This window comes from Rhizobium sp. H4, from assembly GCF_003013335.1.
GTDB classification, from domain to species: domain Bacteria; phylum Pseudomonadota; class Alphaproteobacteria; order Rhizobiales; family Rhizobiaceae; genus Rhizobium; species Rhizobium sophoriradicis.
Window position 1 is genome coordinate 18,673 of record NZ_PSOW01000003.1, and the last position, 26,490, is coordinate 45,162.

General features: G+C 60.4%; 24 protein-coding genes and 1 tRNA gene. 12 read left to right on the forward strand and 13 right to left on the reverse strand.

From position 1 onward, the window contains the following. Positions 1-37 precede the first annotated feature (37 nt). The gene (locus tag C4N04_RS04910) at positions 38-829 is read right to left on the reverse strand and encodes a phenylalanine 4-monooxygenase (protein ID WP_106795540.1); all 792 of its coding nucleotides are present in this window, start codon (positions 827-829) and stop codon (positions 38-40) included. A gap of 123 nt (positions 830-952) precedes the next feature. Here C4N04_RS04910 and C4N04_RS04915 point away from each other — a divergent pair, with 123 nt between their 5' ends. Then, positions 953-1,414: an Lrp/AsnC family transcriptional regulator gene (locus C4N04_RS04915; RefSeq protein ID WP_010030248.1), complete on the forward strand. Its 462-nt coding sequence runs from the start codon at positions 953-955 to the stop codon at positions 1,412-1,414. Between the two features lie 42 nt (positions 1,415-1,456). On the opposite strand, the gene C4N04_RS04920 is transcribed toward C4N04_RS04915, so the two are convergent. After that, positions 1,457-1,957, reverse strand: coding sequence for an Lrp/AsnC family transcriptional regulator (locus C4N04_RS04920; protein ID WP_009995541.1), 501 nt, complete (start codon positions 1,955-1,957; stop codon positions 1,457-1,459). A 129-nt stretch (positions 1,958-2,086) separates the two neighbouring features. Between C4N04_RS04920 and hppD the strand changes: the two genes are divergently transcribed. From hppD to maiA, 4 genes are all read left to right on the forward strand, one after another. After that, positions 2,087-3,196, forward strand: coding sequence for a 4-hydroxyphenylpyruvate dioxygenase (gene hppD / locus C4N04_RS04925; protein WP_009995542.1), 1,110 nt, complete (start codon positions 2,087-2,089; stop codon positions 3,194-3,196). Positions 3,197-3,275: 79 nt separating this feature from the next. Then, on the forward strand, positions 3,276-4,637 hold the full coding sequence (hmgA, locus tag C4N04_RS04930; RefSeq protein WP_096764090.1) for a homogentisate 1,2-dioxygenase: 1,362 nt from the start codon (positions 3,276-3,278) through the stop codon (positions 4,635-4,637). Between the two features lie 19 nt (positions 4,638-4,656). Beyond that, positions 4,657-5,682 (forward strand): fumarylacetoacetate hydrolase family protein, encoded by a 1,026-nt coding sequence (locus tag C4N04_RS04935; RefSeq protein ID WP_096764089.1) that lies wholly within the window; start codon positions 4,657-4,659, stop codon positions 5,680-5,682. Then, a complete protein-coding gene (gene maiA, locus C4N04_RS04940) occupies positions 5,679-6,311 on the forward strand; it encodes a maleylacetoacetate isomerase (RefSeq protein ID WP_106795541.1) in 633 nt (210 codons plus the stop codon). The genes C4N04_RS04935 and maiA overlap by 4 nt, the downstream gene beginning before the upstream one ends. A gap of 55 nt (positions 6,312-6,366) precedes the next feature. On the opposite strand, the gene C4N04_RS04945 is transcribed toward maiA, so the two are convergent. Both C4N04_RS04945 and C4N04_RS04950 read right to left on the reverse strand, forming a co-directional pair. Next, positions 6,367-6,837: an MEKHLA domain-containing protein gene (locus tag C4N04_RS04945; protein ID WP_096764087.1), complete on the reverse strand. Its 471-nt coding sequence runs from the start codon at positions 6,835-6,837 to the stop codon at positions 6,367-6,369. 105 nt (positions 6,838-6,942) lie between these two features. Then, the gene (locus C4N04_RS04950) at positions 6,943-7,851 is read right to left on the reverse strand and encodes a hypothetical protein (protein WP_077994035.1); all 909 of its coding nucleotides are present in this window, start codon (positions 7,849-7,851) and stop codon (positions 6,943-6,945) included. Between the two features lie 212 nt (positions 7,852-8,063). On the opposite strand from C4N04_RS04950, the gene C4N04_RS04955 reads away from it, so the two are divergent. Beyond that, the gene (locus tag C4N04_RS04955; RefSeq protein WP_096764086.1) at positions 8,064-9,332 is read left to right on the forward strand and encodes a patatin-like phospholipase family protein; all 1,269 of its coding nucleotides are present in this window, start codon (positions 8,064-8,066) and stop codon (positions 9,330-9,332) included. Between the two features lie 278 nt (positions 9,333-9,610). Here the strand turns inward: C4N04_RS04955 and C4N04_RS04960 are convergent, their stop codons facing one another. The 6 genes from C4N04_RS04960 to C4N04_RS04990 all read right to left on the reverse strand — a co-directional run bounded on the left by C4N04_RS04960 (position 9,611) and on the right by C4N04_RS04990 (position 18,165). After that, on the reverse strand, positions 9,611-10,144 hold the full coding sequence (locus tag C4N04_RS04960; protein ID WP_077994033.1) for a histidine phosphatase family protein: 534 nt from the start codon (positions 10,142-10,144) through the stop codon (positions 9,611-9,613). A 125-nt stretch (positions 10,145-10,269) separates the two neighbouring features. Then, positions 10,270-10,659: a hypothetical protein gene (locus C4N04_RS04965; protein WP_077994032.1), complete on the reverse strand. Its 390-nt coding sequence runs from the start codon at positions 10,657-10,659 to the stop codon at positions 10,270-10,272. Positions 10,660-11,306: 647 nt separating this feature from the next. Further along, complete coding sequence (locus C4N04_RS04975; RefSeq protein ID WP_096764083.1) at positions 11,307-15,122, reverse strand: vitamin B12-dependent ribonucleotide reductase; 3,816 nt, start codon at positions 15,120-15,122, stop codon at positions 11,307-11,309. A 626-nt stretch (positions 15,123-15,748) separates the two neighbouring features. Then, positions 15,749-16,243 (reverse strand): xanthine phosphoribosyltransferase, encoded by a 495-nt coding sequence (gene gpt, locus C4N04_RS04980; RefSeq protein ID WP_010025058.1) that lies wholly within the window; start codon positions 16,241-16,243, stop codon positions 15,749-15,751. Positions 16,244-16,441: 198 nt separating this feature from the next. Beyond that, positions 16,442-17,284, reverse strand: coding sequence for a universal stress protein (locus C4N04_RS04985; RefSeq protein WP_077994023.1), 843 nt, complete (start codon positions 17,282-17,284; stop codon positions 16,442-16,444). 104 nt (positions 17,285-17,388) lie between these two features. Continuing rightward, entirely contained in the window at positions 17,389-18,165 is a 777-nt protein-coding gene (locus C4N04_RS04990; RefSeq protein ID WP_106795543.1) for a competence/damage-inducible protein A, read from the reverse strand. 265 nt (positions 18,166-18,430) lie between these two features. Here C4N04_RS04990 and C4N04_RS04995 point away from each other — a divergent pair. Further along, positions 18,431-18,516, forward strand: a tRNA-Leu gene (locus C4N04_RS04995). 269 nt (positions 18,517-18,785) lie between these two features. Here the strand turns inward: C4N04_RS04995 and C4N04_RS05000 are convergent. Continuing rightward, entirely contained in the window at positions 18,786-19,160 is a 375-nt protein-coding gene (locus C4N04_RS05000) for a VanZ family protein (RefSeq protein WP_106795544.1), read from the reverse strand. Between C4N04_RS05000 and C4N04_RS31525 the strand changes: the two genes are divergently transcribed. The 4 genes from C4N04_RS31525 (at position 19,147) to C4N04_RS05015 (ending at position 22,535) form a co-directional block, all read left to right on the forward strand. Further along, entirely contained in the window at positions 19,147-19,356 is a 210-nt protein-coding gene (locus C4N04_RS31525; RefSeq protein WP_158775536.1) for a hypothetical protein, read from the forward strand. The two genes, C4N04_RS05000 and C4N04_RS31525, sit on opposite strands and share 14 nt — an antisense overlap. A gap of 22 nt (positions 19,357-19,378) precedes the next feature. After that, a complete protein-coding gene (ilvA, locus tag C4N04_RS05005; protein WP_106795545.1) occupies positions 19,379-20,629 on the forward strand; it encodes a threonine ammonia-lyase in 1,251 nt (416 codons plus the stop codon). Between the two features lie 37 nt (positions 20,630-20,666). Further along, positions 20,667-20,990 (forward strand): HlyU family transcriptional regulator, encoded by a 324-nt coding sequence (locus C4N04_RS05010; RefSeq protein WP_096770377.1) that lies wholly within the window; start codon positions 20,667-20,669, stop codon positions 20,988-20,990. A gap of 243 nt (positions 20,991-21,233) precedes the next feature. Further along, positions 21,234-22,535: a GGDEF domain-containing protein gene (locus tag C4N04_RS05015; protein WP_106795546.1), complete on the forward strand. Its 1,302-nt coding sequence runs from the start codon at positions 21,234-21,236 to the stop codon at positions 22,533-22,535. 154 nt (positions 22,536-22,689) lie between these two features. On the opposite strand, the gene C4N04_RS05020 is transcribed toward C4N04_RS05015, so the two are convergent. Continuing rightward, on the reverse strand, positions 22,690-23,304 hold the full coding sequence (locus tag C4N04_RS05020) for an FMN-dependent NADH-azoreductase (protein WP_039619307.1): 615 nt from the start codon (positions 23,302-23,304) through the stop codon (positions 22,690-22,692). Between the two features lie 139 nt (positions 23,305-23,443). Here C4N04_RS05020 and C4N04_RS05025 point away from each other — a divergent pair, with 139 nt between their 5' ends. Next, positions 23,444-24,412 (forward strand): LysR family transcriptional regulator, encoded by a 969-nt coding sequence (locus C4N04_RS05025; protein WP_106795648.1) that lies wholly within the window; start codon positions 23,444-23,446, stop codon positions 24,410-24,412. A 39-nt stretch (positions 24,413-24,451) separates the two neighbouring features. On the opposite strand, the gene C4N04_RS05030 is transcribed toward C4N04_RS05025, so the two are convergent. After that, entirely contained in the window at positions 24,452-26,440 is a 1,989-nt protein-coding gene (locus C4N04_RS05030; protein WP_106795547.1) for a bifunctional 2',3'-cyclic-nucleotide 2'-phosphodiesterase/3'-nucleotidase, read from the reverse strand. Positions 26,441-26,490 lie beyond the last annotated feature (50 nt).

Below are 26,490 nucleotides of genomic sequence, written 5' to 3' on the forward strand. Positions count from 1 at the left end.
GCATCTCGCACACCGCCGTTTCCCCGTCGAGGAGCGGCTACGAGGCCTTGGCCTCGAAAGCCGGGGCGAAGTCGCCCAGCGTTTTCGCCTTCAGGATCATGCCGCCGATATCCTGCTCCACGATCGCTTCCAGGTCGGCAAAGCTGTCGATGACATAGTAGATCGGTTGCAGGATATCGATGCGGTAAGGAGTCCTGAGAACGCTCAGCAGATCGAACGGCCGGAATTCGCACGCCGTGCCTTCGGTAGCGACCTTGGCTTCACTCGGCGATGAGACGATGCCGGCGCCGAAGCAGCGGCGGCCTTGCGGCGTATTGATCAGGCCGAATTCGACGGTGAACCAGAAAATCCGGAACAGATGCCAGGAATAGCCCTTGCCGAGGCGCATGGCCGTCTCGCCGAAATGGCGGACGAAATTGGCATAACTCTGGTTGGTCAGCAGCGGGCAGTGGCCGAAGACCTCGTGGAACAGGTCCGGCTCCTCGATATAGTCGATATGTTCACGGCGGCGCAGGAAGGTTGCCAGCGGGAATTTGTCTTGTGACAGAAGCTCGTAAAAGCGCGAGGGCGGAATGAGCGCCGGCACGCCTTCGACGCCGAAGCCGGTGGTCTCGTTGAGGCGTCTGTTCACATCGAGAAGCTGAGGCACTTTCTCCGGCTTCAAGCCCAGCAGTTTGACGCCATCCAGATATTCCTGGCAGGCCGTGTCGGCCAATATCTTCATCTGGCGCCGGTAGAGTTCGCCCCAGATCGCATCTTCCTCGGGGCTGTAGTCGTAGAGGCCGTCCGGGCCGGGCAGTTTGGCGGTGTAGCTGCTTTCTTTGGTCATCGGCTGATCCTCCCAGGAATGGCGCTATTGCTGCGATTATGCTCCGTGCCGGGCGGATTTTCTTTTCTTTCGTGCCGCTCCCCGCCATAGTGATGAAAAATATTCTCCATCAAGAGAGTGAAAATGAAAGAAACCGGGAACTTTCGCCGCAAGCTTTTGAAGCTCATCCAGGCCGATGGCAGCCTGTCGCTGGCGGACCTGGCGGAGAAGGCCGGCATGTCGCAGAGCTCCGCCTGGCGGAAGATCCAGGAGCTGGAAGCCGACGGCGTTATCCGCAAGCGCGTGACACTTCTCGATCCCGGCAAACTCGACCTCAAGCTCTGCGTGATCGCGCATGTCACGCTGGAGGATCACCACGAGGAGGCGGTGGCCTCCTTCGCTTCCGTTGTGCTGGAGCGGCCCGAGATCATGGAGTGTTACGCCTTGTCGGGCGCCTTCGATTATATGTTGAAGATCCGCGCCAGCGACGTGGAAAGCTACGAAGCCTTCATGACGCGTTATCTGATGCGCAACCCGCATGTACGCACCGTCGTGTCGAGCTTCGTGCTGCGCGAGCTGAAATTCTCGACCGAACTACCGCTTTGACGCTTGTCGCCAAACAAGTCGCCGATCGGTGACAACGGGAGATCAACGGGCGCTGTCGCCGTGCGAGCTGCCGGGCATGCGCACCGGAAAGCCCTCGAAGGTCTTCAGCGTATCGAGCACGATCGAGGTCTTCACGTGCTGCACCGACTCGTGCGGCAACAGAACGTCATTGACGAACTTGGAGAGATCGGCGAGCCCGCGTGTTGCCACCTTCAGGTGATAGTCCATTTCACCGGTCAAAGCATAAGCTTCGAGAACCTCCGGCAGTCCGTTGATCAGTTGGGAGAAACGCTGGGCATTGTCTCTGTTGTGGGTGGCAAGCGTCACGGAAATGACCACCAGCATGTCCAGACCCAGCTTTTCCCGATCGAGATAGGCCCGGTAGCTGCGGATATAGCCCTCGGCCTCTAGCCGCGTCCGCCGGCGCGAGCATTGCGACGGAGAAAGCGCGATCCGATCGCCCAGCTCGTTATTGGTCAGCCTGCCATCTTTTTGCAGTTCCTGGAGCAGGCGCAAATCCAATTTGTCGATCTGTTCATCCATTGCGTGGAATCTCCAAAACACTCACGAACCGTGCATAATATCTTCCTGCGGCCTAAAGAATGCAAGGATTTTGCACGCGTTTTGCGCCACACTTTGCGCAGTCAAACTCCATCTCGTTAGGAGGAGAAAATGGGTCCTTTCCCGCATGATGCGCCGCCATCCGAAATCACCGCCGACAACCCGGCCGGCACCGACGGTTTCGAATTCGTCGAGTTCGCGCATCCCGAACCCGAGAAGCTCAGTGAGCTCTTCACGCGCATGGGTTATGTCGCCGTCGCCAGGCATAAGACGAAAGACATCACCGTCTGGCGCCAGGGCGACATCAACTATGTCGTCAATGCCGAACCCGGCAGTCACGCCGCCCGCTTCGTCGAAAAGCACGGTCCCTGCGCGGCATCGATGGCATGGCGGGTCGTCGACGCCAAACACGCCTTCGACCATGCGGTGTCGAAAGGCGCCGTTCCGTATGAAGGCGATGACAAGATGCTCGACGTCCCGGCGATTGAAGGTATCGGCGGCTCGCTGCTTTATTTCGTCGAGACCTATGGCGCCAAGGGATCTGCCTACGATGCCGAGTTCGATTGGCTGGGCGAACGTAACCCGCGTCCTGAAGGGATCGGCTTCTACTATCTCGACCACCTCACGCATAATGTCTTCCGGGGCAACATGGACAAGTGGTGGGATTTCTACCGCGAGCTGTTCAATTTCAAGCAGATCCACTTCTTCGATATTGACGGCCGCATCACCGGTCTGGTCAGCCGGGCCATCACCTCGCCCTGCGGCAAGATCCGCATTCCGCTGAATGAATCGAAGGACGACACCAGCCAGATCGAGGAATATCTGAAGAAGTACCGGGGCGAGGGCATCCAGCACATCGCCGTCGGCACCGAGGATATTTACGCGGCCACCGACCGGCTTGCCGACAACGGCCTGCGTTTCATGCCGGGTCCGCCGGAGACCTATTACGACATGTCCTATGAACGGGTGAATGGCCACAGCGAACCCATCGAGCGCATGAAGAAGCACGGCATCCTCATCGACGGCGAAGGTGTGGTGAATGGCGGCATGACGAAAATCCTGCTGCAAATCTTCTCGAAAACCGTTATCGGCCCGATCTTCTTCGAATTCATCCAGCGCAAGGGTGACGAGGGTTTCGGCGAAGGCAACTTCCGCGCTCTTTTCGAGTCGATCGAGGCCGATCAGATCAAGCGTGGTGTCATCGGGACCGCAGCGGAGTAAACTCTACGGGCGCCCGTGCGTCTGAAGGGCGCGCGCGCCGGAGTTTTCGGGCCTTGAGTTTTCGGGGAGGAGTTGAGCAATGGACCAGACATCGATCCAGGCTTCCGGCGGTGAAGCTGCGGCGGCAGACAAAGTGAAATATATGCCGGGCTTCGGCAACGACTTCGAAACCGAGTCGCTTCCCGGCGCTTTGCCGCAGGGCCAGAACAGCCCGCAGAAATGCAATTACGGTCTTTATGCCGAGCAGCTTTCCGGCTCGCCGTTTACCGCGCCGCGCGGGACGAACGAAAGGTCCTGGCTCTATCGCATTCGCCCGAGCGTGCGCCACACGCGCCGCTTCTCGAACGCTTCCTATCCGCTCTGGAAGACCGCGCCCTGCCTCGACGAACATTCGCTGCCTCTTGGCCAGCTTCGTTGGGACCCTATCCCTGCGCCCGAGGAAAGACTGAATTTTCTGGAAGGTGTGCGCACGATCACGACGGCCGGCGACGCCACGACCCAGGTGGGCATGTCGGCCCACGCCTATGTCTTCAACGAGGACATGGTAGACGATTACTTCTTCAATGCCGATGGTGAACTGTTGATCGTGCCTCAGCTCGGCGCCATCAGGGTATTCACCGAAATGGGCATCATGGATGTCGAGCCCGCGGAAATATGCCTCATCCCCCGCGGCATGATGTTCAAGATCCTCACATCAGGCGAGCAGCCGGCCTGGCGCGGTTATATATGCGAGAACTACGGCGCCAAATTCACGCTGCCGGAGCGTGGCCCGATCGGCGCCAACTGCCTGGCGAACCCGCGCGATTTCAAGACGCCTGTCGCCGCCTACGAGGACAAGGAGAAGCCCTGCCGTGTTCATGTGAAGTGGTGCGGAAAATTCTACGTCACCGAGATTGGCCATTCGCCGCTCGATGTCGTGGCCTGGCACGGCAATTATGCCCCCTTCAAATACGACCTGAGGACATTTTCTCCGGTCGGCGCCATCCTCTTCGATCACCCGGATCCGTCGATCTTTTCGGTGCTGACCGCACCGACCGAGGATGCCGGCACCGCCAATGTCGATTTCGTGATCTTCCCGCCGCGCTGGCTGGTGGCCGAGCACACATTCCGTCCGCCCTGGTATCACCGCAACATCATGAGCGAGTTCATGGGGCTGATCCATGGCCAGTATGACGCCAAGGAGGAAGGCTTCGTGCCGGGTGGCATGAGCCTGCACAATATGATGTTGCCACATGGGCCGGATGCGGTCGCCTTCGAAAAGGCAGCCAATGCCGAGCTCAAACCGGTGAAGCTCGATCACACCATGGCCTTCATGTTCGAGACCCGATACCCGCAGCAACTGACGAAATATGCCGCCGAGCTGGAAACGCTGCAGGACGATTATCTCGAGTGCTGGGACGGTCTGGAACGCAAGTTCGACGGAACCCCCGGTATCAAGTGATAACATCGGAAATTAGAACATGAAACTTGCAACGTTAAAGGACTCCACCCGGGACGGCCGCCTCGTCGTCGTCTCCCGCGATCTGACCCGCTGCTCGGAAGTCGGTCACATCGCCCGCACGCTGCAGGCAGCTCTCGACGACTGGGAGCATGTCGCGCCGCGCCTTCAGCTGATTGCCGAAGGCATCGAGACCGGCGCCCAGCCGACGCTCCGCTTTCACGAGCATAACGCTGCGTCACCTCTACCGCGGGCCTATCAATGGGCCGATGGTTCCGCCTACGTCAACCATGTCGAACTGGTGCGCAAGGCGCGCGGCGCCGAACTGCCGGCAAGCTTCTGGACCGATCCGCTGATCTATCAAGGCGGCTCGGACGGTTTTCTTGCGCCGCGCGATCCGATCGTGATGGCCGACGCCGCTTATGGGATCGACATGGAAGGCGAGGTCGCCGTCATTACCGGCGACGTCGCCATGGGATCGGACACGCAGGCGGCGCGCGACGCCATCCGCCTGGTGATGCTCGTCAACGACGTGTCGCTGCGCGGTCTGATCCCCGAAGAGCTGGCGAAAGGGTTCGGGTTCTTCCAGTCTAAGCCGGCCTCGGCATTTTCGCCGGTCGCGGTGACGCCGGACGAGCTTGGCGACGCCTGGGATGGCGGCAGACTGCATCTGCCGCTGCTCGTCAGCCTGAACGGCAAGCCTTTCGGCAAGGCCAATACCGGCATCGATATGACGTTCGATTTCGGCCAGCTGATCGCCCATGCCGCCAAGACCCGTCATCTCAGCGCCGGAACGATCATCGGTTCGGGAACGGTGTCCAACAAGCTGGACGGCGGCCCGGGCAGGCCGGTCGAAGACGGCGGCGACGGCTATTCCTGCATCGCCGAAATCCGGATGATCGAGACGATCGAAAGCGGCTCGCCGAAGACCCCCTTCATGCAGTTCGGCGACCAGGTCCGCATCGAGATGAAGGATCGTGCCGGCCATTCGATCTTCGGGGCGATCGAGCAGACCGTCGAACGCTATGGAGGAGAGGGGGCGCAATGAGCGAGGTCGTTCTTTACGACTACTGGCGATCGTCGGCGAGCTACCGCGTCCGCATCGCGCTCAACCTGCTTGGGATCGACTACAGGACGGTGCCGGTCAACCTCTTGGAGGGCGCGCACAGGAAGCCGGACTATCTCGCACTCAACCCGCAGGGGCTCGTGCCGACCCTGGTGATCGATGGAAGGCCCCTGACGCAGTCGCTGGCGATCATCGAATATCTGGCCGAGCTGCGGCCGGAATGCGGATTGCTGCCCTCGGACAATGCCGATCGCCAGCATGTGCGCGCGCTTGCCTATGCGGTCGCCATGGACATCCATCCGATCTGCAACATGCACGTCGTGTCGCATGTCATGACCCTGACCGAGAAGGCGGGTGCCCGCGAGGAATGGATGAAGCATTTCATCGCCGACGGACTTGGCAAACTGGAAGCCATGATTGCCGAAGCCGGCGGAGCCTTCAGCTTCGGCGATGCGCCGACGATGGCCGACCTTTGCCTCATCCCACAGGTCTACAATGCCCGCCGCTGGGGCGTTGATCTCACGCATCTCAAGCGCATCGTCGCGATCGACGCCCGGTGCGGCGAACTGCCGCCCTTCCAGGCGGCGCATCCCGACCACGCAAAGCCGTGACGTCACCGCCCGGGTACAACGCATCAGGCTGAGGCCCGGCGATTGGACGGAGAGACTACGCGTCCCGCCACGAAGGGAATATCGCGGCCTGGCCCAACCGTTTGCCGCTTTCGTCGATAAGCTGCCAGACAGTCACCTTCTCGATCCAGAAACGCCGCCCCGATTTCGCGATCCTGAGGCCGCGGCCATTCTCGACAAAACCGTCGCGCGTCACGCTATCCAGCAGCCGCTGACGCTCGGCGCGATCCGGCTGCTCGGCCGAAAGCCGGGACGGCAGCGCGATGAATTCATCCCAGCTATATTCGAAACAGGTCTGCGCGGTGCGATTCGCGTAGATGAAGCGCGGGTCGGGTTCGGTATTGTGGGCGAGGACCACGAAAGGAGCAGAATTGTAAAGCCAGCCCGGCCCTTGTCCGTCCTGGACAAGAGGACGGCCAACGATGCGCATGTAGCTGCCGGTGAGGAGGGAGAAAAAATCTGGATCGCTCGTCAGGTCGAGGGCGTGATTGTCATAGATAGATGTCACGAAGTGCTTCGCTGGTCAAATGCCTCGGAGCAGGCGACATGGTGGCAGCTTGCCTCAGGCCGAGGCGATCATCTGCGGCGACTGTGGTCATGCTAAAGCTATTGCTTAACAGCCGTCCAGTGCCGTGATCTTCGAGACCAGCGTCTTGCCAAAGGCGTAAGTGGTCTGGACATCGGCCCGGCCCTGACAGCGCCGTCCATCACGGGTGACGTATTCGTACGAAACCCGCACATCATTATCGCCGCGCAGCGCGGTGCCCGTGAGTTTGAGCGGCTGCGACATCGCACCGAAGAAGGCGTGGATCGAAGCTTCGTTGAAGGGGCCTTTGCCGCGCTTTTCCGGAATGACCAGAGCCGAAGCGGTTTCACCATCGGCCACCGCGAGTGCGGAGTAGAACGCCGTCACCGTGCCCATCGGATCATACGGAAACGTCTTGCCATCGTCGGACGCCGCATCCGCCGCGTCCAGCTGAACCGTATCATAGGCGATGCCGACGCCTTGTGCCTTGGCGGGCGTCAGCCACTCGATGCCTTCAGGCGGCGCTGACGTCACGTAAGCGATCGCGGTGTCGGGCAGTCCCAGCTGATTGAGATAGGCGCCAACCAGAGCATTGGCGACGCCGCTTTCGGTGGCCTTGCCATCTATCACGCGATAGGCAGCATGGAAGCCGAGATTGGATGTGGCCTCAAGCATGCGCGGCGAACCGGCAAGCCAGGTGAGGGCGCAAGCTGAAGCGCACAAGGTCCCCGGAGGGACGGCCGTGGCAAAGTTCCGAAGACGTATCGCGCGTCCGATCTCAATGCCGGCTTTGAGATCCCCGCCCTCGCTGTTTAGAAATACCAGCGCCTTGTTGGGGGCCGCGGCCACGTTTCTGAAAACGATTTCGTCACCTTCGTTTAAGACGCCCGTGACCGAGATCAGGTCCGTGTCACCTTCCAACGGCTCTCGCGTGATCTCCGCTGCTGACAGAGGAAATGCGCATAGAAACAACAACCCAGCCACGATGTAACGCATCGATTCCCCCGCCTTCGCTCGCGTTATTGAACATCGCAAGGGATGTTTTGCAAGACTGATCATGCAACCCTGCAGAGGGCTCGGCCTGTGGATCGAAGTGAAGGAAGCCGGACGCCAATCTCTTGGCAAATCCGCTATGACATTCCTTCGCGCGGGTCTCGATTTGATATACAGCGAATGTCGCCATCCTTGTTAACGTGATACGACAGAGCATGTCAGACGACGAGCATCCTGAGGAAAACGCGGTCTTGTCTGGATCCGACGAACCCGAGAAGCCGGCGAAGCGTTATCAACTCGGCCTCTGCCTTTCGGGCGGCGGCTATCGGGCCATGCTTTTCCATGCGGGATCGCTGGCGAGGCTGAACGAGGCCGGTCTTCTGGCGAAGCTCGATATGGTCTCCTCGGTCTCAGGCGGATCGATCACCTCCGGCCTGCTTGCCTATGTGTGGCCGCGGCTGATCTTTGAGAATGACGTCGCCGTCAACTTCAAGACGGAATACCTGGATCGCATCCTGGCCTTCAGCCAGGTCTTTGCGGATGGGCCAAGCTTCCTGAAGGGCGTGTTAAACCCCTTCTCGAGTGCGGCGGAGGAAGCAGCCAAACTCTACGACCGACATCTGTTCGACGGAACGTCGCCGAGCCTGAAAGACCTGCCGGGATCGCCCTGGTTCGTTTTCTGCGCCAGCAATCTCAGCACTGGTTCGCTCTTCCGCATGTCCAATCGCTATATCGCGGATTATCGGATCGGTCTCTCGTTTCATCCGGCGCTTCCGCTTGCGACCGCAGTTGCCGCCTCGGCCGCATTCCCGCCCGTGCTGTCACCGCTGCGATTGGACCTGTCGCAGTTTTCATGGAAGAGAGAAAAGCTCGATGAGACGGTCGGCGAACCTGTCACTCCGGGCAGGGCAATATTGAGCGATGGCGGCGTTTACGACAATCACGGCATCGAGCCGGCGTTGAAACGCTGCGACTGCCTGCTCGTCAGCGATGCCGGCGCGCCCTGGCGTTCCTCCACCCGCGGATATTGGAACTACTTCAGCCAGCTCAAGCGGGTGCTCGACACGGCGGACAATCAGGTGAGGGCGCTGAGGCGGCGGGACCTGATCGGCGGCTTCAAGGCAGCAAAACAGGCTGATCTGCTTGGCCTCGACGACCTTACAAGATCGGCTCTGCGCGCAAGAACGCAAGGCGTCTATTGGTCAATCGACAGCAGGGATGTCGAACTCAAGCCATATGCCTCCTTCACACTGCCGCCGTCGTCAGTCGTTCCCTCCGAGGTCGGCACCTACCTCCATTTCCTCGGCGCGAGAGAGACGGAGCGCCTGGCGAATTGGGGGCACTATGTCTGCGATGCGATGCTCAACCGGTTTTACCCATCGCCGCTGGCTCCATCGTCTGGGCCGCCGTTCTCCGCCGGGGCCGTGAAGCCGTCTTGGGGGGCGAGGGCGAGCAAGCGCCTATTCGACATTCTGCCCTTTTGACAATGGCCGGAGGTGCCGGCTAAGGAGAGCCGAAGGCGGAACTCTGGCGGGGTGAGGGAAGCGGCTGCCCAGCGTGTAGCAATCCGCCACCATATAGGGGAAGAGATGCCCGCAATGGATTACCTTGTAGAACCGATCCAAATTCGTTGACGAGAACGGGTTCTCCAGCCAAGTCGGGGTTGTCGAACCATTGTTCCGTGAATGGCCAGTTCGGACACGCGGGGTGGAATCAGCGCCGGGCACCTTGGCCGTCAAATTCAAAACCAGACAGTGTCGTACTATCCCAAGGATCTCGGGGTTACGAACCGCTCGAGATAACCGGTGCCCGCCGCAATCTCGTCCCATCCGCCGAGATCGAGGTCGATGACGGCGAGTCCCGCCGTCGGGAACTTCTCCCGCATGCGTCCCACGGCAGCGGCATCGCCGTCCGCCACGATAAGCGAGGCCGCGTTCTCCATGCCGGGATTGTGGCCAACAATGAGCAGCGTGCGGATATCAGGTTCGACGGCCCGGATCACATCGAGGATGCGCTCGGCCGACACCTCGTAGATATCAGCCGCCTCGCGGTCGGAGACCTTTTTCGAAAGGGCCTGGCGGATGAGCTTCCAGGTTTCCTGCGCCCGGCGGGCCGGCGAGACGAGGGCGAGATCGGGGATCAGCTTTTCGCGCGCCATATAGGTGCCGATGACGGGTGCTGCCTTGCGCCCGCGACCGGCCAATGGCCGTTCACGGTCGGCCACACCGTTGGGCCAGGCGGATTTGGCGTGGCGCAGAAGGATGAGGCGGTGTTTCGGCATGGGCTTGAGCGTCATTTTATCGCGAGGCCGATGTGTTGACTCCTGAAGCGTAAAGAGTCTGCGAACAACCTCAATAATTGTCCGCCATTTTGTAGCGGGAGGTGATCACGTTGGGGTTATACAGCTTAGTTGCTTGTAAGCTAACTGGCGATACGCGGAAAATCGCTCACGTGAACTTTATCTTCTGCCGCCATTTCTAGCGCTGACTTGTAGGCATTTAGTTGTTTTTCTTCAAATACCTGCTGGCCGAGAGTGCGCGTAAGTTCCTGCAGGACGTCAACAAGTTCTATGAACTGCGGACAATCTGCACCCAGGCGATTTTTTAGATTTCTATTGTAAAAATTCTTAAAGCCCTTGAGTTTGAAACCAATTAGCGAGCGATCTTCCATTGAAAGTACAAGTGTTAGAGCTGTATCTATTCTCCTATAGATTGCAGGAACGGACGCGCGCAGATATTCCAGGCTATCTGAATCTTCATAGTAGATAGCCGCTGGCTCGTACTCCTTTGAAGCTACCAAATCAAACTTCATATTTTCTCGCTTCTCTACCACATTTTGCGGCGATAACGCTGTCGATAGTCAATAGGAAGTTGGCCTGTATCATCGGCTTCCACGAGTTCCCAATGCGTGACAACCCCGCGGCTAATCGGTGTCGCCTTCTTGGAAGTGGCATATCTGCCATAGGGATAATCCATCCTAACGTAGATAACACAAACCAAATCGTTTGGTATCTCTACTGGCTCGACCACGCAACTCATAGACGGAGCATATTTGAAAAGTATGCTCGGCTTCGAAACGTAAGCGTAGACATCATATCCCTGATCGTCATCACCCAGGGGTCTCTTTATACCACGGAAGCAGGCATGCGCGCCATCGATTCCGCAAAGGCCCTGCTGCACGTCAGCATTTCCCCACTTTATCTGAGCGTTGTTAACAGGGGGTATTTGCCCCAATACGAGGCTCCACAAATCAAGCAATGGCTGTCTATGACCAAACTCGAGGGCCTTCCGAACCCCCGCGGCTGTTATGCGAAAAGTCGCTGCTTCTGAGCGACTTGTAGGTGACGAACAAATTATAGTCTTTGGAATTTCAATCCAGGCGGAGGGCTTGCGCCCTCCGCCTTCGATTACGACTAACTTATGGTTTTCCACAGGTCGCCGCACTGCGATTGTCCCCTATCAAGAGCACCCACTCGTCGCACCACACGTGTCGCACTTCTCGCAAGTGCCGTTCCGCACCATCGTGAAGTTCTGGCACTCCGAGCACATGTTGCCGGTGTAGCCCTGCATGATCGAGCGCTGGCGGCGTTCGGCTTCGACCTTCTTGGCTTCGGTCTTAGCCGTTGCCGCATCGGCTGCCGCCTTGTCGGAGAAGAGGGCGGTGGCGTCGCTGGTGATTTCTTCCATCACCTCTTCGGCGATCTCCTCGGCCAATTCCTTGGCGCGCTCCTCGTAATCGCGCTTGAAGGCGACAATTTCGGAGGTAGAGATAGCGGCCGTCGGCTCCAGCTTGCGGGCAGCACTGCCGGCAAAGGCGGTGACAGTGCCGGTGGAGGCGGCGCGGGCGGGGGCAGCGGTCGCCGCACCCTTGGGTTCGCCCGCCTGGCGTTCGCCGCCAGTGCCGGAAACCAGCGTCGGCTTGTAGCCGCGGGTCCAGCCGGTCGACAGCAGGTTGGTCTTGCCTTCCTGGATGCCCTTGCCGAGTGCGGTGTTGGAGAAATCCGACGTATCGACATGGGCGAGGTCATGACGGCCGAGATAGGAAACGGCCAGCTCGCGGAAGACGTAGTCGAGGATCGACGTGGCGTTCTTGATCGCATCGTTGCCGATGACCATGCCGGCCGGCTCGAACTTGGTGAAGGTGAAGGCCTCGACATATTCCTCGAGCGGCACGCCATATTGCAGGCCGAGCGAGATGGCGATGGCGAAATTGTTCATCATCGCCCGGAAGGCAGCGCCTTCCTTGTGCATATCGATGAAGATCTCGCCGAGGCGGCCGTCGCCGAATTCGCCGGTGCGCAGATACACCTTGTGTCCGCCGACGGCGGCCTTCTGGGTATAGCCCTGGCGGCGGTTGGGCAGCTTCTCGCGTTCGCGCGAAACGCGTTCGATCACCCGCTCGATGATCTTCTCGGTGATGGTGACGGCCTGGGCGGCGACGGGCGCCTGCAGCAGTTCCTCCAGCGCATCCTCGTCGTCCTCGTCCTCGATCAGCGAGGCGTTGAGCGGCTGCGACAGCTTCGAGCCGTCGCGATAGAGCGCGTTGGCCTTAAGGCCGAGCTTCCAGGAGAGCAGATAGGCGTTCTTGCAATCCTCGACGGTCGCCTCGTTCGGCATGTTGATCGTCTTGGAAATCGCACCGGAGATGAAGGGCTGGGCGGCCGCCATCATGCGGATGTGGCTCTCGACCGAGAGGTAGCGCTTGCCGATCTTGCCGCAGGGGTTGGCGCAATCGAAGACCGGCAGGTGCTCGGCCTTCAGGAAGGGCGCGCCTTCCAGCGTCATCGCGCCGCAGACATGGATGTTGGCGGCTTCGATATCCTTCTTCGAGAAGCCCATATGGTCGAGCAGGCTGAAGCTCATGTCGGCGAGCTGTTCGTCGGAAACCTTCAGCGTCTCCTTCAGGAAGTCGGCGCCCAGCGTCCACTGGTTGAAGACGAACTTGATGTCGAAGGCGCTCTTCAGCGCCGCGTTGACGGCTTCCACCTTCTCGTCGGTCAAGCCCTTGGCCTTCAGCGTCGACGGGTTGATCGCGGGCGCCTGGTTCAGATTGCCGTGGCCGACGGCATAGGCTTCGATCTCGGCGATCTGGCTCTCGGAATAACCGAGCGTGCGTAGCGCTTCCGGCACGGCGCGGTTGATGATCTTGAAGTAGCCGCCGCCGGCGAGCTTCTTGAACTTGACGAGGGCGAAGTCGGGCTCAATGCCTGTCGTGTCGCAATCCATGACGAGACCGATCGTGCCGGTCGGGGCGATGACCGAGACCTGAGCATTGCGGTAGCCATGCTGTTCGCCGAGCTCGAGCGCCTTGTCCCAGGCCGATTTGGCATGGGCGGCAAGATCCTGATCCGGGTTTTCCGAATGAATCAGCGCGACCGGGTCGATCGACAGCGCCTCATAGCCGGAGGTTTCGCCGTAAGCGGCGCGGCGATGGTTGCGGATGACCCGCAGCATGCTCTCGCGGTTCGGCGCGAAATTCGGGAACGGCCCGAGTTCGGCAGCCATTTCGGCCGAGGTCGCATAGCAGATGCCGGTCATGATCGCGGTCAGCGAGCCGGCAATGGCGCGGGCTTCGGCCGAGTCATAGGGAATGCCCGAGGACATCAGCAGGCCGCCGATATTGGCGTAGCCGAGGCCGAGCGTGCGGTATTCGTAGGAGAGTTCGGCAATGCGCTTCGACGGGAACTGCGCCATCATCACCGAGACTTCGAGCACGACGGTCCACAGGCGAACCGCGTGTTCGTAATCGGCGATATTGATGCGCTTGGTGGCCTTGTCCTTGAACTGCAGGAGGTTCAGCGAAGCAAGGTTGCAGGCGGTGTCGTCGAGGAACATGTATTCCGAGCACGGGTTCGAGCCGCGGATCGGGCCGCCGGCCGGCGAGGTGTGCCAGTCGTTCATCGTCGTGTTGAAGTGGATACCCGGATCGGCCGAAGCCCAGGCGGCGTAGGAAATGGTTTCCCAGAGATCGCGCGCCTTCAGCGTCTTCATCACCCGGCCGTCCTTGCGGGCGGTCAGGTTCCATTCGCCGTCATTTTCGACGGCGCGCAGGAAGTCGTCCTTGATCGAGACGGAGTTGTTGGAATTCTGGCCGGAGACCGTCAGATAGGCTTCCGAATCCCAATCCGTGTCGTAGGTCTTGAATTGAAGATCCTTGTAGCCCTGGCGGGCGAACTGGATGACACGCTGGACGTAATTCTCCGGGACCTGGTCCTTCTTGGCGGCGCGGATTTCGCGCTTCAGGGCAGGGTTCTTGGCCGGATCGAAGCAATCGCCATTGTCGCCGCCGTCGCAATTGACGCAGGCCTTCATGATCGCCTTCAGGTGCCGGGCGACGATCTTCGAGCCGGTGACGAGGGCCGCGACCTTCTGCTCTTCCTTGACCTTCCAGTTGATGTATTCCTCGATATCCGGATGGTCGATATCGACGACCACCATCTTGGCGGCGCGGCGCGTCGTGCCGCCCGATTTGATGGCGCCGGCGGCGCGGTCGCCGATCTTCAGGAAGCTCATCAGGCCGGAGGAGCGGCCGCCGCCGGAAAGCTTTTCGCCTTCGCCGCGCAGCATCGAGAAGTTGGAGCCGGTGCCGGAACCGTATTTGAAGAGGCGCGCTTCACGCACCCAGAGATCCATGATGCCGCCTTCGTTGACGAGGTCGTCTTCGACCGACTGGATGAAGCAGGCATGCGGCTGCGGATGTTCGTAGGCCGACTTGGACTTGGTCAGCTTGCCGGTGAAGGGGTCGACGTAGAAATGGCCCTGGCCGGGGCCGTCGATGCCGTAGGCCCAGTGCAGGCCGGTGTTGAACCATTGCGGCGAGTTCGGCGCTACGCGCTGGGTGGCGAGCATATAGGCAAGCTCGTCCTTGAAGGCCGCCGCATCTTCCTCGGAAGAGAAATAGCCGCCCTTCCAGCCCCAATAGGTCCAGGTGCCGGCAAGACGGTCGAAGACCTGGCGCGCATCGATTTCGGAGCCGGTCTGCTCCTCCTTCGGCAGGGTCTTCAGCGCGGCATCGTCGGGAACGGAGCGCCACAGGAAGGAAGGAACGTCGTTTTCCTCGACCTTCTTCAGCCGGGTGGGAACGCCGGCCTTGCGGAAATACTTCTGCGCCAGAACGTCGGTCGCGACCTGGGAGAACTGGGCGGGGACGTCGATATTCTCGAGGCGGAACACGATCGAACCGTCCGGGTTCTTGATCTCGCTCGTCGCCTTGCGGAATTCGATATCCGCATAGGCGCCTTGGCCGGCCTTCGTGAAACGACGTTCGATGCGCATAGTCTTGACCTCGCGTTGGCGCCTGTCCCCAGGGCGCAAAATTCCTATCCGGCGGCACATTCAGTCGTGCAGCCAGTCTCGTTTCCGTATCGTGACAGGGGTGTCATCCGGAGATGAGCTTCCTGTATATTGTGGTGATGGTGGCTGCAAACACTAAATATAGTATTAACAGCTTATTATCGCCAGTCCCGATGTCACTTTTTTTGGGGGCTGAAAATCGCGCGGAAATCCTGTCGGGCCTGAACCGTTTTTCGGTGCAGCACCCCATTCCGCGTCCTATTTTCAAAAGGGAACCGGGCTCGTTACCTCCGGTCCTGTCGCCGCCGCAACATCAAGGACAGTAAAGTTTGAAACAGCTGATTCCGTCAAGGGCTGGGTTTTAATTGATTGCTAACCACAACATCTTGTGGATGCGCCTGTGGAGATTGGGGAAAGCCGGGGAACGCTGAAATTACAATGGCTTGCGGGCGCTGCCGGCTAAGGAAAATGCCGGAACCACAAAAAAGCGTCCTGCGGCAAATCTTGTGATGGCATTTCCGGCGCAAATGCGCATGGCGATTCGCCGGAAATATCGGGGCTGTCGAACTGCGCCGGCGACGCTGCCGGCGCACTCCGAGAGGTGGCGGTCAGCGCGCCCCCTTGGCGATCGGCTCCTGATAGGTGAAGCCCATATCCCAGGGGAAATAGATCCAGGTATCCTGGCTCACCTCGGTGATGAAGGTGTCGACGGTCGGCACGCCCTTCGGCTTGGCATAGACGCAGGCGAAATGCGCTTTCGGCAGCATGGTGCGCACCTGCGCGGCGGTCTTGCCGGTATCGGTGAGGTCGTCGACGACGAGCACGCCTTCGCCGCCGTTTTCCGCAAGCTCGGGCGCAATTCCCTTGAGCAGCACCATGTCGCCCTGGTTCACATAATCATGGTAGGAGGCGATGCAGACGGTCTCGATCAGGCGGATGTTCAGTTCGCGCGAGATGATCGCGGCCGGAACAAGGCCGCCGCGGGTGATGCAGACGATCGCCTTGAACGTCTGGTCGAGGCCGGCAAGCCGCCAGGCAAGGGCGCGCGCATCGCGGTGGAACTGATCCCAGGAAACGGGAAAGGCTTTATCGGGAAGGGACATCGGGCTGCTCCGCGGCATGATAGAGATGACACGCCGTTTGCCGGCGACCGGACGGGCTTGCAGCGGCGATCGGCAAAACAAGAAATCGCGCAAGCCGGAACTGCGCGAAATCGGCCGAGGCTCGAAGCCCTCATCGGTCGCTGCAATTAGCGGGATTTGCCGGAAAAAGGCAAGAGCGCCGATCCTTGCGGCAGGCAGTCATCGCGACAACAGCGTCAGCGCCGTCATCGATTGCAGCAAGCTCTTCGTCGTGCCGCCGAAGATCATCTGCCACAGCCATGAATGCGTATGCGCGCCCATGACCAGGAGGTCGATGCTGTCGTCCGAAAGCCGGTTTTCGATGACATGCGAGGTGTTCCTGTCCACGCTTCGGGCCGTCGAAAGCGTCGTCTTCACGCCGTGGCGGGCAAGTCCCGCGGCGATCTCGGCGCCTGGGGTCAGCGATGAATGCGGCGCCGTCTCGGCCGGATCGACCGAAAAAATCTCCACCGCCTCGGCCGCCTTCAGGAACGGCAGCGCGTCGAAGGTTGCGCGTGCCGCCTCCTTCGAGCCGTTCCAGGCGATCAGCACGCGTTTGATCGGCTTCGGCTGGCGGATGATATAGGGGATCATCAGCACCGGCCGGCCGGTTTCGAAGAGAAAACTGTCGAGATCGACATGGCTGTCGGACGGGTTGGCCGGGTCGGCCTGCGAAGCGATCAAGAGATCGGCGCTGCGCGCGCTGTCGATCAGCGGCGCCGAACCGTAGCCGGTCGAGGTGGCGAAGCTGCGCCATTCGGAGGAGGCGCCGGCGGCGTGCGCCTTGGCGCGGAATATGGCCTCGATGGCGGTCGTTTCGCTATGCGCCATATCCTGCAGCGCCTGCACGGCGACGGGATCAGGAATTTCCATCGGCGCCACCAGCGGCACGGCGGAGATATTTTCGGCGTGCAGTCCGATCACATGAGCGCCGTTTTCGGCGGCAATGGCAAAGGCGAAATCGGCAACGGCGGCGCTATTGTCTCTCGTATCGAGAATGGCGAGAATGGTTTTGTAAGACATATCAATTCTCCTTGCGCTGAAATGGCTGACGCCAGCGATGGAATGCACCGACCTTTCTCCTGTTCCTTGACCGATATCAAGGATGGCCAGTTCCCGTACTGTCCTCACGCCTCGACGGAATGGTTCTCAGTGACCTCCTTTTTCCGGCGGATGGCGTCGATCATCGCATGCACCTCGGCGCCGGCCGCATCGATTGCCGCCTGCGCGCGGCCGCGCACGACGATCTCGGTCGAGAATTTCTGGCCGATATATCTGGGGTAGGAGCCGATGCTGGTGTCCGGATGAGCTTTCTGGATGGCGGCAAGCGGTGTGCCGATATCGCCTTCGCCGTAAGGGCAGGCGATCGCGAGCGACAGCACCGGCGTGCCGGTTCGAAGCGTCGGCAGCACATTGTCGACCATCGCCTGAAAAACCTGCGGCACGCCGGCCATGACATAGACATTGCCGATGATGAAGCCCGGCGCGGTCGAGACTGGATTGGCGATATGGGCCGCCCCGCGCGGCATGCGCGCCATGCGCTGGCGCGCCTCGGTGAATTCCATCTCGCGGCGGCGATACATCTCGGCCAGCAGCGTCATCGCCGCCTCGTCATGCTCGCAGGGCAGGCCGAACGCCTTGGCGATGGCATCGGCGGTGATGTCGTCATGCGTCGGCCCGATGCCGCCAGAGGTGAAAACGTAATCATATCGAGCGCGAAGCGCATTCAGCGCCTCGACGATCGCCTCTTCGTCGTCGGCGACGATGCGCACCTCCTTGAGATCGATGCCGGAAAGGGTGAGCAGCTCGGCGAGATGACCGATATTCTTGTCCTTGGTGCGGCCGGAAAGAAGTTCGTCGCCGATGGCGAGCATGGCGGCGGTGACGACGGTGTCATGGCTCATGGGGTGTTCCGTGATGTGAGGCTGGTCAATAGGTAGCGCCCTTCGGGGGCTTTGCAAACCACCAGCCCATGCGTCAATTTTGCTGAACGAAACAGCAGGTGAATTTTCGCCTCGTTGAACACGGAGTTCCTCGCGGCGGTGGCGTATTTGTGCTTGCCCTTGCAGAATGCGGCCGGACTTCCTCAACGCGGCCCGCAATCGATGCGGGATTTTTACCGGCGGCTCTTCCCATCGCCGATGACGCAAGATATTGAAAACGCCGCAAGCGGGCGTGGCGAAACTGGTAGACGCAAGGGACTTAAAATCCCTCGGCCTTAGGCTATACGGGTTCGATCCCCGTCGCCCGCACCACCTTCATAATCCTGTATGAGAATGCTGTATTTTGTACAGAAAAGCGCGTTATTGCTTGACAATGGCATTTTCGGTGCAAGTATTGCGCGCAACGAGCGAGTAAGTGTTGTCTTGTGGGAGTAAGACGATGGTTTACGATTGGAGCGGGACCAAGGTCCGGCGCATCCGAATCTTCAAGACCAGCGTCGCACTTGTTTTCGCAACTGCGATGGCTGCGATACCATTGATTTTCTGGGCAGCGGAGTTGCCGGGTTTCTGATCCGGTCCAATCAGCGTTCTGCAAAGGGAAGCGTGTTCGCCGCCCTGGTTTCTCGCCACCTGTTGATCACCCAGCCGGCCAGCAACCCGAGGGCCGCGCCCATCGCCTTGACGCCGGCGTCATGCAGGCGCGGATGGCGGGTCGGCGTGAAGTATTGCAGATATTCGATGGCGACGGCGCCCGTTATCAGCAGCACGGCAACCAGTTTCCACTGTCTGGGATAGGCGAGCGCGAAGGCGAGGCCGAGGAGAACATAGGCGCCGCCACGGTCCGTATCGACGCTCGTGACCGTATGCGGTCTCAGCCCGATCGGCGAAACCGTGACAAAGAGGATCAAGGCGAGCAGCAGCCACGCGAGCGGTCTTGTGAATTTGACGATCATCATCGCTCCATATAAGTGGCAGGCCTTTGCATTGACAGTTAAAATCAATTCATCTGCCGCCGATTTTGCGATTGGCTTAAGAAACGCTTCCCGAGGCCGGAACGGGCATCAGGAGATGAGCGGCTCGGTCAGCGAACCGGAAATGGCGGGAGCCGGCTTTCTTTTGCCGGCCGGCCTGTGCCATAGCGGCGGCGGTTAATCTTTAGGAATGGACCACGCCCGTGACAAGACTTGAAGTCGAAAGCGCCGAAGCGGCAATACGCAGCCTTTTCCCGGCGACGCCCCTGCAGCTCAATGACCATCTCTCCGCCCGCTACGGCGCCGATATCTGGCTGAAGCGCGAGGATCTGTCGCCGGTGCGCTCCTACAAGATCCGCGGCGCCTTCAATTTCTTCCGCAAGGCGATCGGGGAGGGTGCTTCAGGCAAGACCTTCGTCTGTGCCTCGGCCGGCAATCACGCCCAGGGCTTCGCCTATGTCTGCCGCCATTTCGGCGTGCCGGGCGTCGTCTTCATGCCGGTGACGACGCCGCAGCAGAAGATCGACAAGACCCGCATGTTCGGCGCCGAATTCATAACCATCCGGCTGTTCGGCGATTTCTTCGACCAGTGCTACCAGGCCGCGCGTGACCACGTCGAGGCGATCGGCGGCGTCATGGTGCCGCCCTTCGATCACGCCGATATCATCGAGGGGCAGGCGACCGTCGCCGCCGAAATCATGCAGCAGCTGCCTGATGGAGCGGTGCCTGATATGGTCGTGCTGCCGGTCGGCGGCGGCGGGCTTGCCGCCGGCATTACCGGTTATCTCGAAGGCGTCGTGCCGAAATCGGCCTTTGTCTTTGCCGAGCCCGCTGGCGCGCCGAGCCTCAGGCGCAGCATCGAGGCGGGTCAGGTGACGACGCTTGCCAAGGTCGACAACTTTGTCGACGGCGCAGCCGTCGCCCGGATCGGCGACCTGAATTTCGCGGTTCTGCGCGATTTTCCGGCAAGCCAAGTGCAACTGATGCCGGAGAACGCCATCTGCGTCACCATTCAGGAGATGCTGAATGTCGAGGGCGTCGTGCTGGAGCCGGCGGGCGCCCTGTCGCTGACGGCGATCGCCGCGATGGATGCGCAGGCGATCCGTGGCAAGACCATCGTCGCGGTCGTCTCCGGCGGCAATTTCGATTTCGAGCGCCTGCCTGACGTAAAGGAAAGAGCCATGCGTTACGCAGGGCTGAAGAAATACTTCATTCTCAGGCTTGCCCAGCGCCCGGGCGCGCTCAGGGATTTCCTCAATCTGCTCGGCCCCGACGACGATATCGCCCGCTTCGAATATCTGAAGAAATCGGCGCGCAATTTTGGCTCGATCCTGATCGGCATCGAAACCAAGGCGCCGGAGAATTTCGCCCGGCTGATCGCGAATTTCGAAGCCGCCGGCATGGGTTACGAGGATATTACCGAAAACGAGATCCTCGCCAGTCTGATCATTTGACTTGGCGAGCGCGATACCGCCGTGTTAGAGACGGATCATGGCTTCGTTCCTTTCAAATCTCTTTTCGATGTTCTCCGGCGGCAAGGCCGCTTCGGAGGCGACAGGCCCCTCCGGCGAGCCGCAGCTTTACGGCGATTGCACGATCTATGCGGAGCCACGCAAGGAAGGCAGCCAATACCGTCTGGCCGGCCGCATCGAAAAGAAGGTCGGTGACGAGGTGCTGGTGCGCAATTTCATCCGCGCCGATCTTTTCTCTTCCTCCGACGACGCGATCGAGTGCACCGTGCGCAAGGCGCAGCAGATCATCGACCAGCATGGCCCATCGCTCTTCGGCGACGGCGAGAAGCTTCGCCAGGTCTGAAGGTGCGATCTGTTCCGACTCGGGGCGCCGGCAGAAATTCCTTGCTTTTCAATCGTATGACTTGAGCGTTCATCGCAAACATGAGAACGCGCTCACGTAATCTTAAAGGATTGCGGTGAAAGCTATGGCCTGCAGGATTTGCAGGACGCCATCGTGTTTGACTTTCTCGGACGATCGATCAAAGGAAACGCAGCCGCGATCGCCGCATCGGCGCGGCGCCGGCCAGCAGCCGAGGTGTCGTAAATGGAGGCGCTCAACCTCGTTCTCTTCGTCGTCGAAGCCGTCGCCTATTTCGTCCTGATGGTGACGCTGCTGCACTTCCGCCATCGGCTCGGTCTCGGGGTCTTCCTGACGGCGCTCGGCGTCATGCATTTCATGGAGACCTATCTGGCGGCGGTCTTTTACGTCTCGCTGCCGTTCGGGGATGTGTCGCCGGGTTCATCCGTCTTCTTCTCCGGCAAGCTGATGATGATCCTGATGTTATACCTGTGGGAGGATGCCGCGGCGGTGCGCCAGCCGATCTACGGTCTGTTCCTCGGCAACCTGCTTACCGTCGGCATCGCCTGGGTGCTGCAGCTGCACCAGCCGCTGCAACTATCATCAAACCAGACGCCCGACGTCGATTTTCTGAAGGAGATGGGCTGGCTGATGATCTGGGGCACGGCGCTGCTCTATGTCGATTCGCTGGGCATCATCCTGCTTTACGAAAAGCTCGGCGATTTCTTCCGCAGGCGCGCTGTGCTGCGTTTCATGATCTCCGGCTTCGTGCTGCTGACTTTCGACCAGGTCGGCTTCTTCGCCGCGCTGCATTATTTCCTAGATGTACCCGTCGCCGTGTTCTGGGGCGGCTGGAAGGCGAAGATGCTCGCCGTCTGCCTTTATGGGGCAATGTTTGCGATCTATGAATATCGTATCCGCCGCCTCGGCGCCGACGCCGCCGCGCGCTCGATCAGCGACGTGTTCGGCGATCTGACATTCCGCGAGCGCTACAATGATCTTCTGGAGCGCACCGGCCGCGATATGCTGACCGGCGTCTATGACCGCACGCGCATGGAGCTGGAGGCGCCGCTGATGGTGCGCGAGGCGCTGCGGCAGGGGCTGTCTGCGACCGTTCTCATTATCGACGCCGATCACTTCAAGGACGTCAATGATGGTTACGGTCATCTCCAGGGTGACGCGGTGCTGAAGTCGATCGCCGCCCGGCTCGGCACGACGCTGCGTTCCAGCGACCGCATCTTCCGCTTCGGCGGCGAGGAGTTCGTCGCCGTCTGCCCGGGCACGAACCATGAGGAAGGACTGTTGCTAGCCGAGCGTCTGCGTTGGACGATCGCGACCAGCGTCAAGACGCCGGATGGCAGTCCTGTCACCGTCTCTATCGGCGTTGCGACCGCCGACGAGGACGGCACCAGTTTCACCACGGTGCTGTCGGCTGCCGACGGCCGCCTTTACGCGGCAAAGAAGAGCGGCCGCAATTGCGTCGTCGGCCGCTCCGGCGTGGTGAACTCGGGTAAGCCGGCCGATCCTCCGATCAATGCGATCGGTTGATTGTTGGTTTGAGGTGTTGCGTAAACCAGAATAAGTGCCCCTCTGATGAGGCGCTGTCGGACGAGATCCTCGAGATGATGCGCAATTTCGTCGGCATCGACAAATAAGGAACGGCCGGCGAAGGCCGGCCGTCCACGGAACATTGAAGAGCCGATCAGGCTGCGAGCGCGATTTCCTCGACGCGCGACTTGGCGGCGTCGATGGCCTTTTCCGCAGCTTCCGGGCCGAAAGCCAGGCCCTCGACATAGATCGTCTCAATGTCAGTGATGCCGAGGAAGCCGAGAACCGACTTCAGGTACGGCACGGCATGGTTCAAGGGAGCAGCCGGTCCCTGCGAATAGACGCCGCCGGAGGCCAGAACCACATAGACCTTCTTGCCGGTGAGCAGGCCGACCGGACCGCTTTCCGTGTATTTGAAGGTCAGGCCGGCGCGGGCGACGTTGTCGATCCAGGTCTTCAGCGACGAATAGATGTTGAAGTTGATGAGCCCGGTGCTGATGACGATGGTGTCGGCGGCAAAGAGTTCGTTGACGAGTTCGTCGGAGGTTTTGACGGCGGCGGCTTCTTCCGCCGTGCGGGCCTCGGCCGGCTTGCGGATGGCGCCGGTGAAGAGGTCATCGATATGCGGCAGCGGGTTGGTTGCCAGGTCGCGGCGAACGACGACGCTGCCCGGCTTCTGGTTCTTCAGCTTTTCGGCGAGATCAGCGGCGATCGGGGTCGAGAGCGACTCAGCGCGCGGGCTGGACGTTAGAAGAAGGATGGACGACATGCTGCATTTCCTTTCGAATGAATTTGACGGCTCGTTGCTGGGAGGTGAGCCGGCGGTGTCGAGGAGGAAAATAAGTCTGGCCCGCTATCGAAAAAACGGTGATAATGTCGATCGAAATTATCGATGGAATGGATGGAAGATGCTTCCGAACCCGACTTTGGACCAGTTGCAGGTGTTTTTGACCGTTGCCGAAACCGGCAGCTTTTCGGCCGCATCGCGGGCGCTGAACCGGGCACAGTCGGTCGTCAGCTATACGATCGCCAATTTGGAAGCGCAGCTTGAAATGCCGCTTTTCGAGCGGTCCGGCGCGCGCCAACCCAAGCTGACCGAGGCGGGCAAGGCGATGCTCGAGGATGCGCGTCGCATTCTCGGCGACCTTCAGGTCATGCGGGCGCGCGTCAAGAGCCTGAGGGAGGGCCTCGAAGCCGAGGTTTCCGTCGCCATCAGCGTCATGGTGCCATCGCAGGCGGTCGTGGACGTGCTGCACGAATTCCGCGAAAGATACCCGACCGTTTCGTTGAACCTCAATGTCGGTGAACTCGGAATGGTCATGGATCTCGTTCTGAGCGGCAAGGCAACGATCGGCATCGGCGGCGCGGTGCTCAAGCCGGACGATTCGATGGTCACGGAACGGATCGGCCATTCCTTCATGCTGCCCGTTGCCGCGCCCAACCACCCGCTTGCCGTGATCGACCGGCCGCTCACGCTCGGCGACGTGCGCGAGGAAGTGCAGCTCGTCGTCACCGACGCGTCGGGCCGAACAAAGGGGCGGGATTTCAACGTTCTGTCCTACAAGACGTGGCGCGTCAGCGACATTGCGACAAAGCACCAGCTGATCAAGGCCGGCCTTGGCTGGGGTGGTCTTCCGGCGTCCATCATCCATGACGATCTGCGCAGCGGCGCGCTCATCCACCTCGACCTGGATGCCTATGAACAGGGTGAGTATGGCATCTATTCGATGCGCCAGCTCGCCAACCCGCCCGGACCGGCCGCCAGCTGGATGATCGATGCCTTCCGCACGCGGCTTTCCTATTGCCCGAACCAGGCCGATTTTCATGCTGAGATGGCGGAACTGCGGGACACCGCTCCACCGCTCGCGGCCGAATGACGAAGGCGCGGAGCCGCGCCTTCGTCGGTATACTTTTGCTTAAAGTACCAGCCTGAATTTCGAGAAGCCGTCGGCCCCGTCGCCGGCCTCCTCGATCTTGACGCTCTTGACCGCAGCGAGGAACTGCTTCGCCTTCGGGCCGCTTTCGAAGGTCGCCGTCGTGCCCGGCAGCGGCTTGAAGGTCCAGTTCGCATCGGCCGACGGATTGATAGTGCCTTGCTCGTGGACGTAGCGGACGATGACGTCGCGGTTGGTGTCCGGCGCCTGGAAGATCACCTTGTCGGCAGCGATCTCCGGGAAACTGCCGCCGCCGCCGGCGCGGTAATTGTTGGTGACGACGACGAACTTCTGGGCCGGATCGATCGGCTTGCCGTCGAAAGCGAGGTTCTGGATGCGGTTGGCATCCGGATTGATCGCCTTGCCGGACGAATCATATTTCGGCGGCTGCGACAGGTCGATCTGGTATGTAACGCCGTCGATCACGTCAAAATTGTAAGACGGGAAGTCGGTATTGAGCAGCGGCGCGTCCTTCGCGCCGGCGTCAATGTGATTGAACATGCCGGCCGACATTTCCAGCCAGTTCTTCACCTGGGCGCCTGTGATTGCGACAGCCTGCACGGTGTTCGGATAAAGATAGAGGTCGGCGACGTTCTTGATGGCGATATCGCCGGCCGGGACATCCGTATAATAGTCGGCGCCGCCGCGGCCGCCGGCCTTGAAGGGAGCTGCGGCCGAAAGCACCGGCAGATCCTTGTACTCGGTGTCGGCCAGCATCTGCTTGATGTACCAGGTCTGCGCCTGGCTGACGACCTGCACTGAAGGATCGTCGGCGACCAGCGCGAAATAGGAATAGAGCGGTGCGGAGGTCTTGCCGACTGGCGTGCGGACATAGGCGAGCGTCGCCTCGTGCTCGGCCTTGGCGGCTTCGACCACGTCCTTCTTGTCGGCGTAGTCAGCGACCACTTTCTTCTTGTCGTCGCGATGGTAGATCGGCCGCGCTTCCGAGGTGAAATCGACGATCTTCCAGCTGTTGCCGTCCTTCTCGAGCAGCAGGTCGATGAGGCCGAGATGCGAACCCCAGAAGCCGGCCATCACGGCGGGCTTGCCGTGCAGCGTGCCCTTGACGGGATCGGCATTGGCGATGCCGTCCCAGCTCTTCGGGCCGGGGAAGACGAGATGCTGGTGGCCGGTGAAGATCGCGTCGATGCCTTCGACGGCGGCAAGATGCAGCGAGGCATTTTCCATCTTTTCGGACGGTGCTGCTCCGTCGATGCCGGAATGGGAGAGCGCGATGACGATATCGGCGCCGGCTTCCTTCATGGCGGGAACCCAAGTCTTGGCGGCCTCCACGATATCGCGGGTCTGCGCCTTGCCTTCGAGGTTCTTGATGTCCCAGAGCATGATCTGCGGCGGTACGAATCCGATGAAGCCGATCTTGACAGGGCTCTCCTTGCCAGCACCGTCTTTGATCTGCTTTTCGACAATGATGTAAGGTTTGAAGAAGAGATCGTCCTGCTTGGGATCCGAGGCGAGCTGGCCCTTGGTCAGGTTGGCGCAGACGAAGGGGAAGTTCGCGCCGGACAGGACCTTGAACATGAAGTCGAGGCCGTAATTGAACTCGTGATTGCCGAGCGTGCCGACCGTATAGCCGAGCGTGTTCATCGCCTTGATCACGGGATGGACGTCGCCGTCCTTCATGCCGTGCTGATAGGCCATGTAGTCGCCCATCGGATTGCCCTGCAGCACGTCGCCATTGTCGATCAACAGCGAGTTGGCCGCCTCGGCACGGATATTGTCGATGATCGTTCCGGTGCGCGACAGGCCCATCGTGTCGTTCGGCTTGTCGGCGTAATAGTCATAAGGGAAGACGTTGACGTGAATGTCGGTCGTTTCCATCAGCCGCAGATGCGCCTGATTGGCGTTGGCACGGGCGCTGAAAGGGTGCAGCAGCACCAGGGCGGAAGTCGCGGCGAGACCGCCAAGCAGGGAACGGCGGCTCATGAGACCGACATCAAAAATGGAAGACATGGAACTCTCCTATGGGATCATGCATCGTCCGGCCCGTCAGAATTACGGAC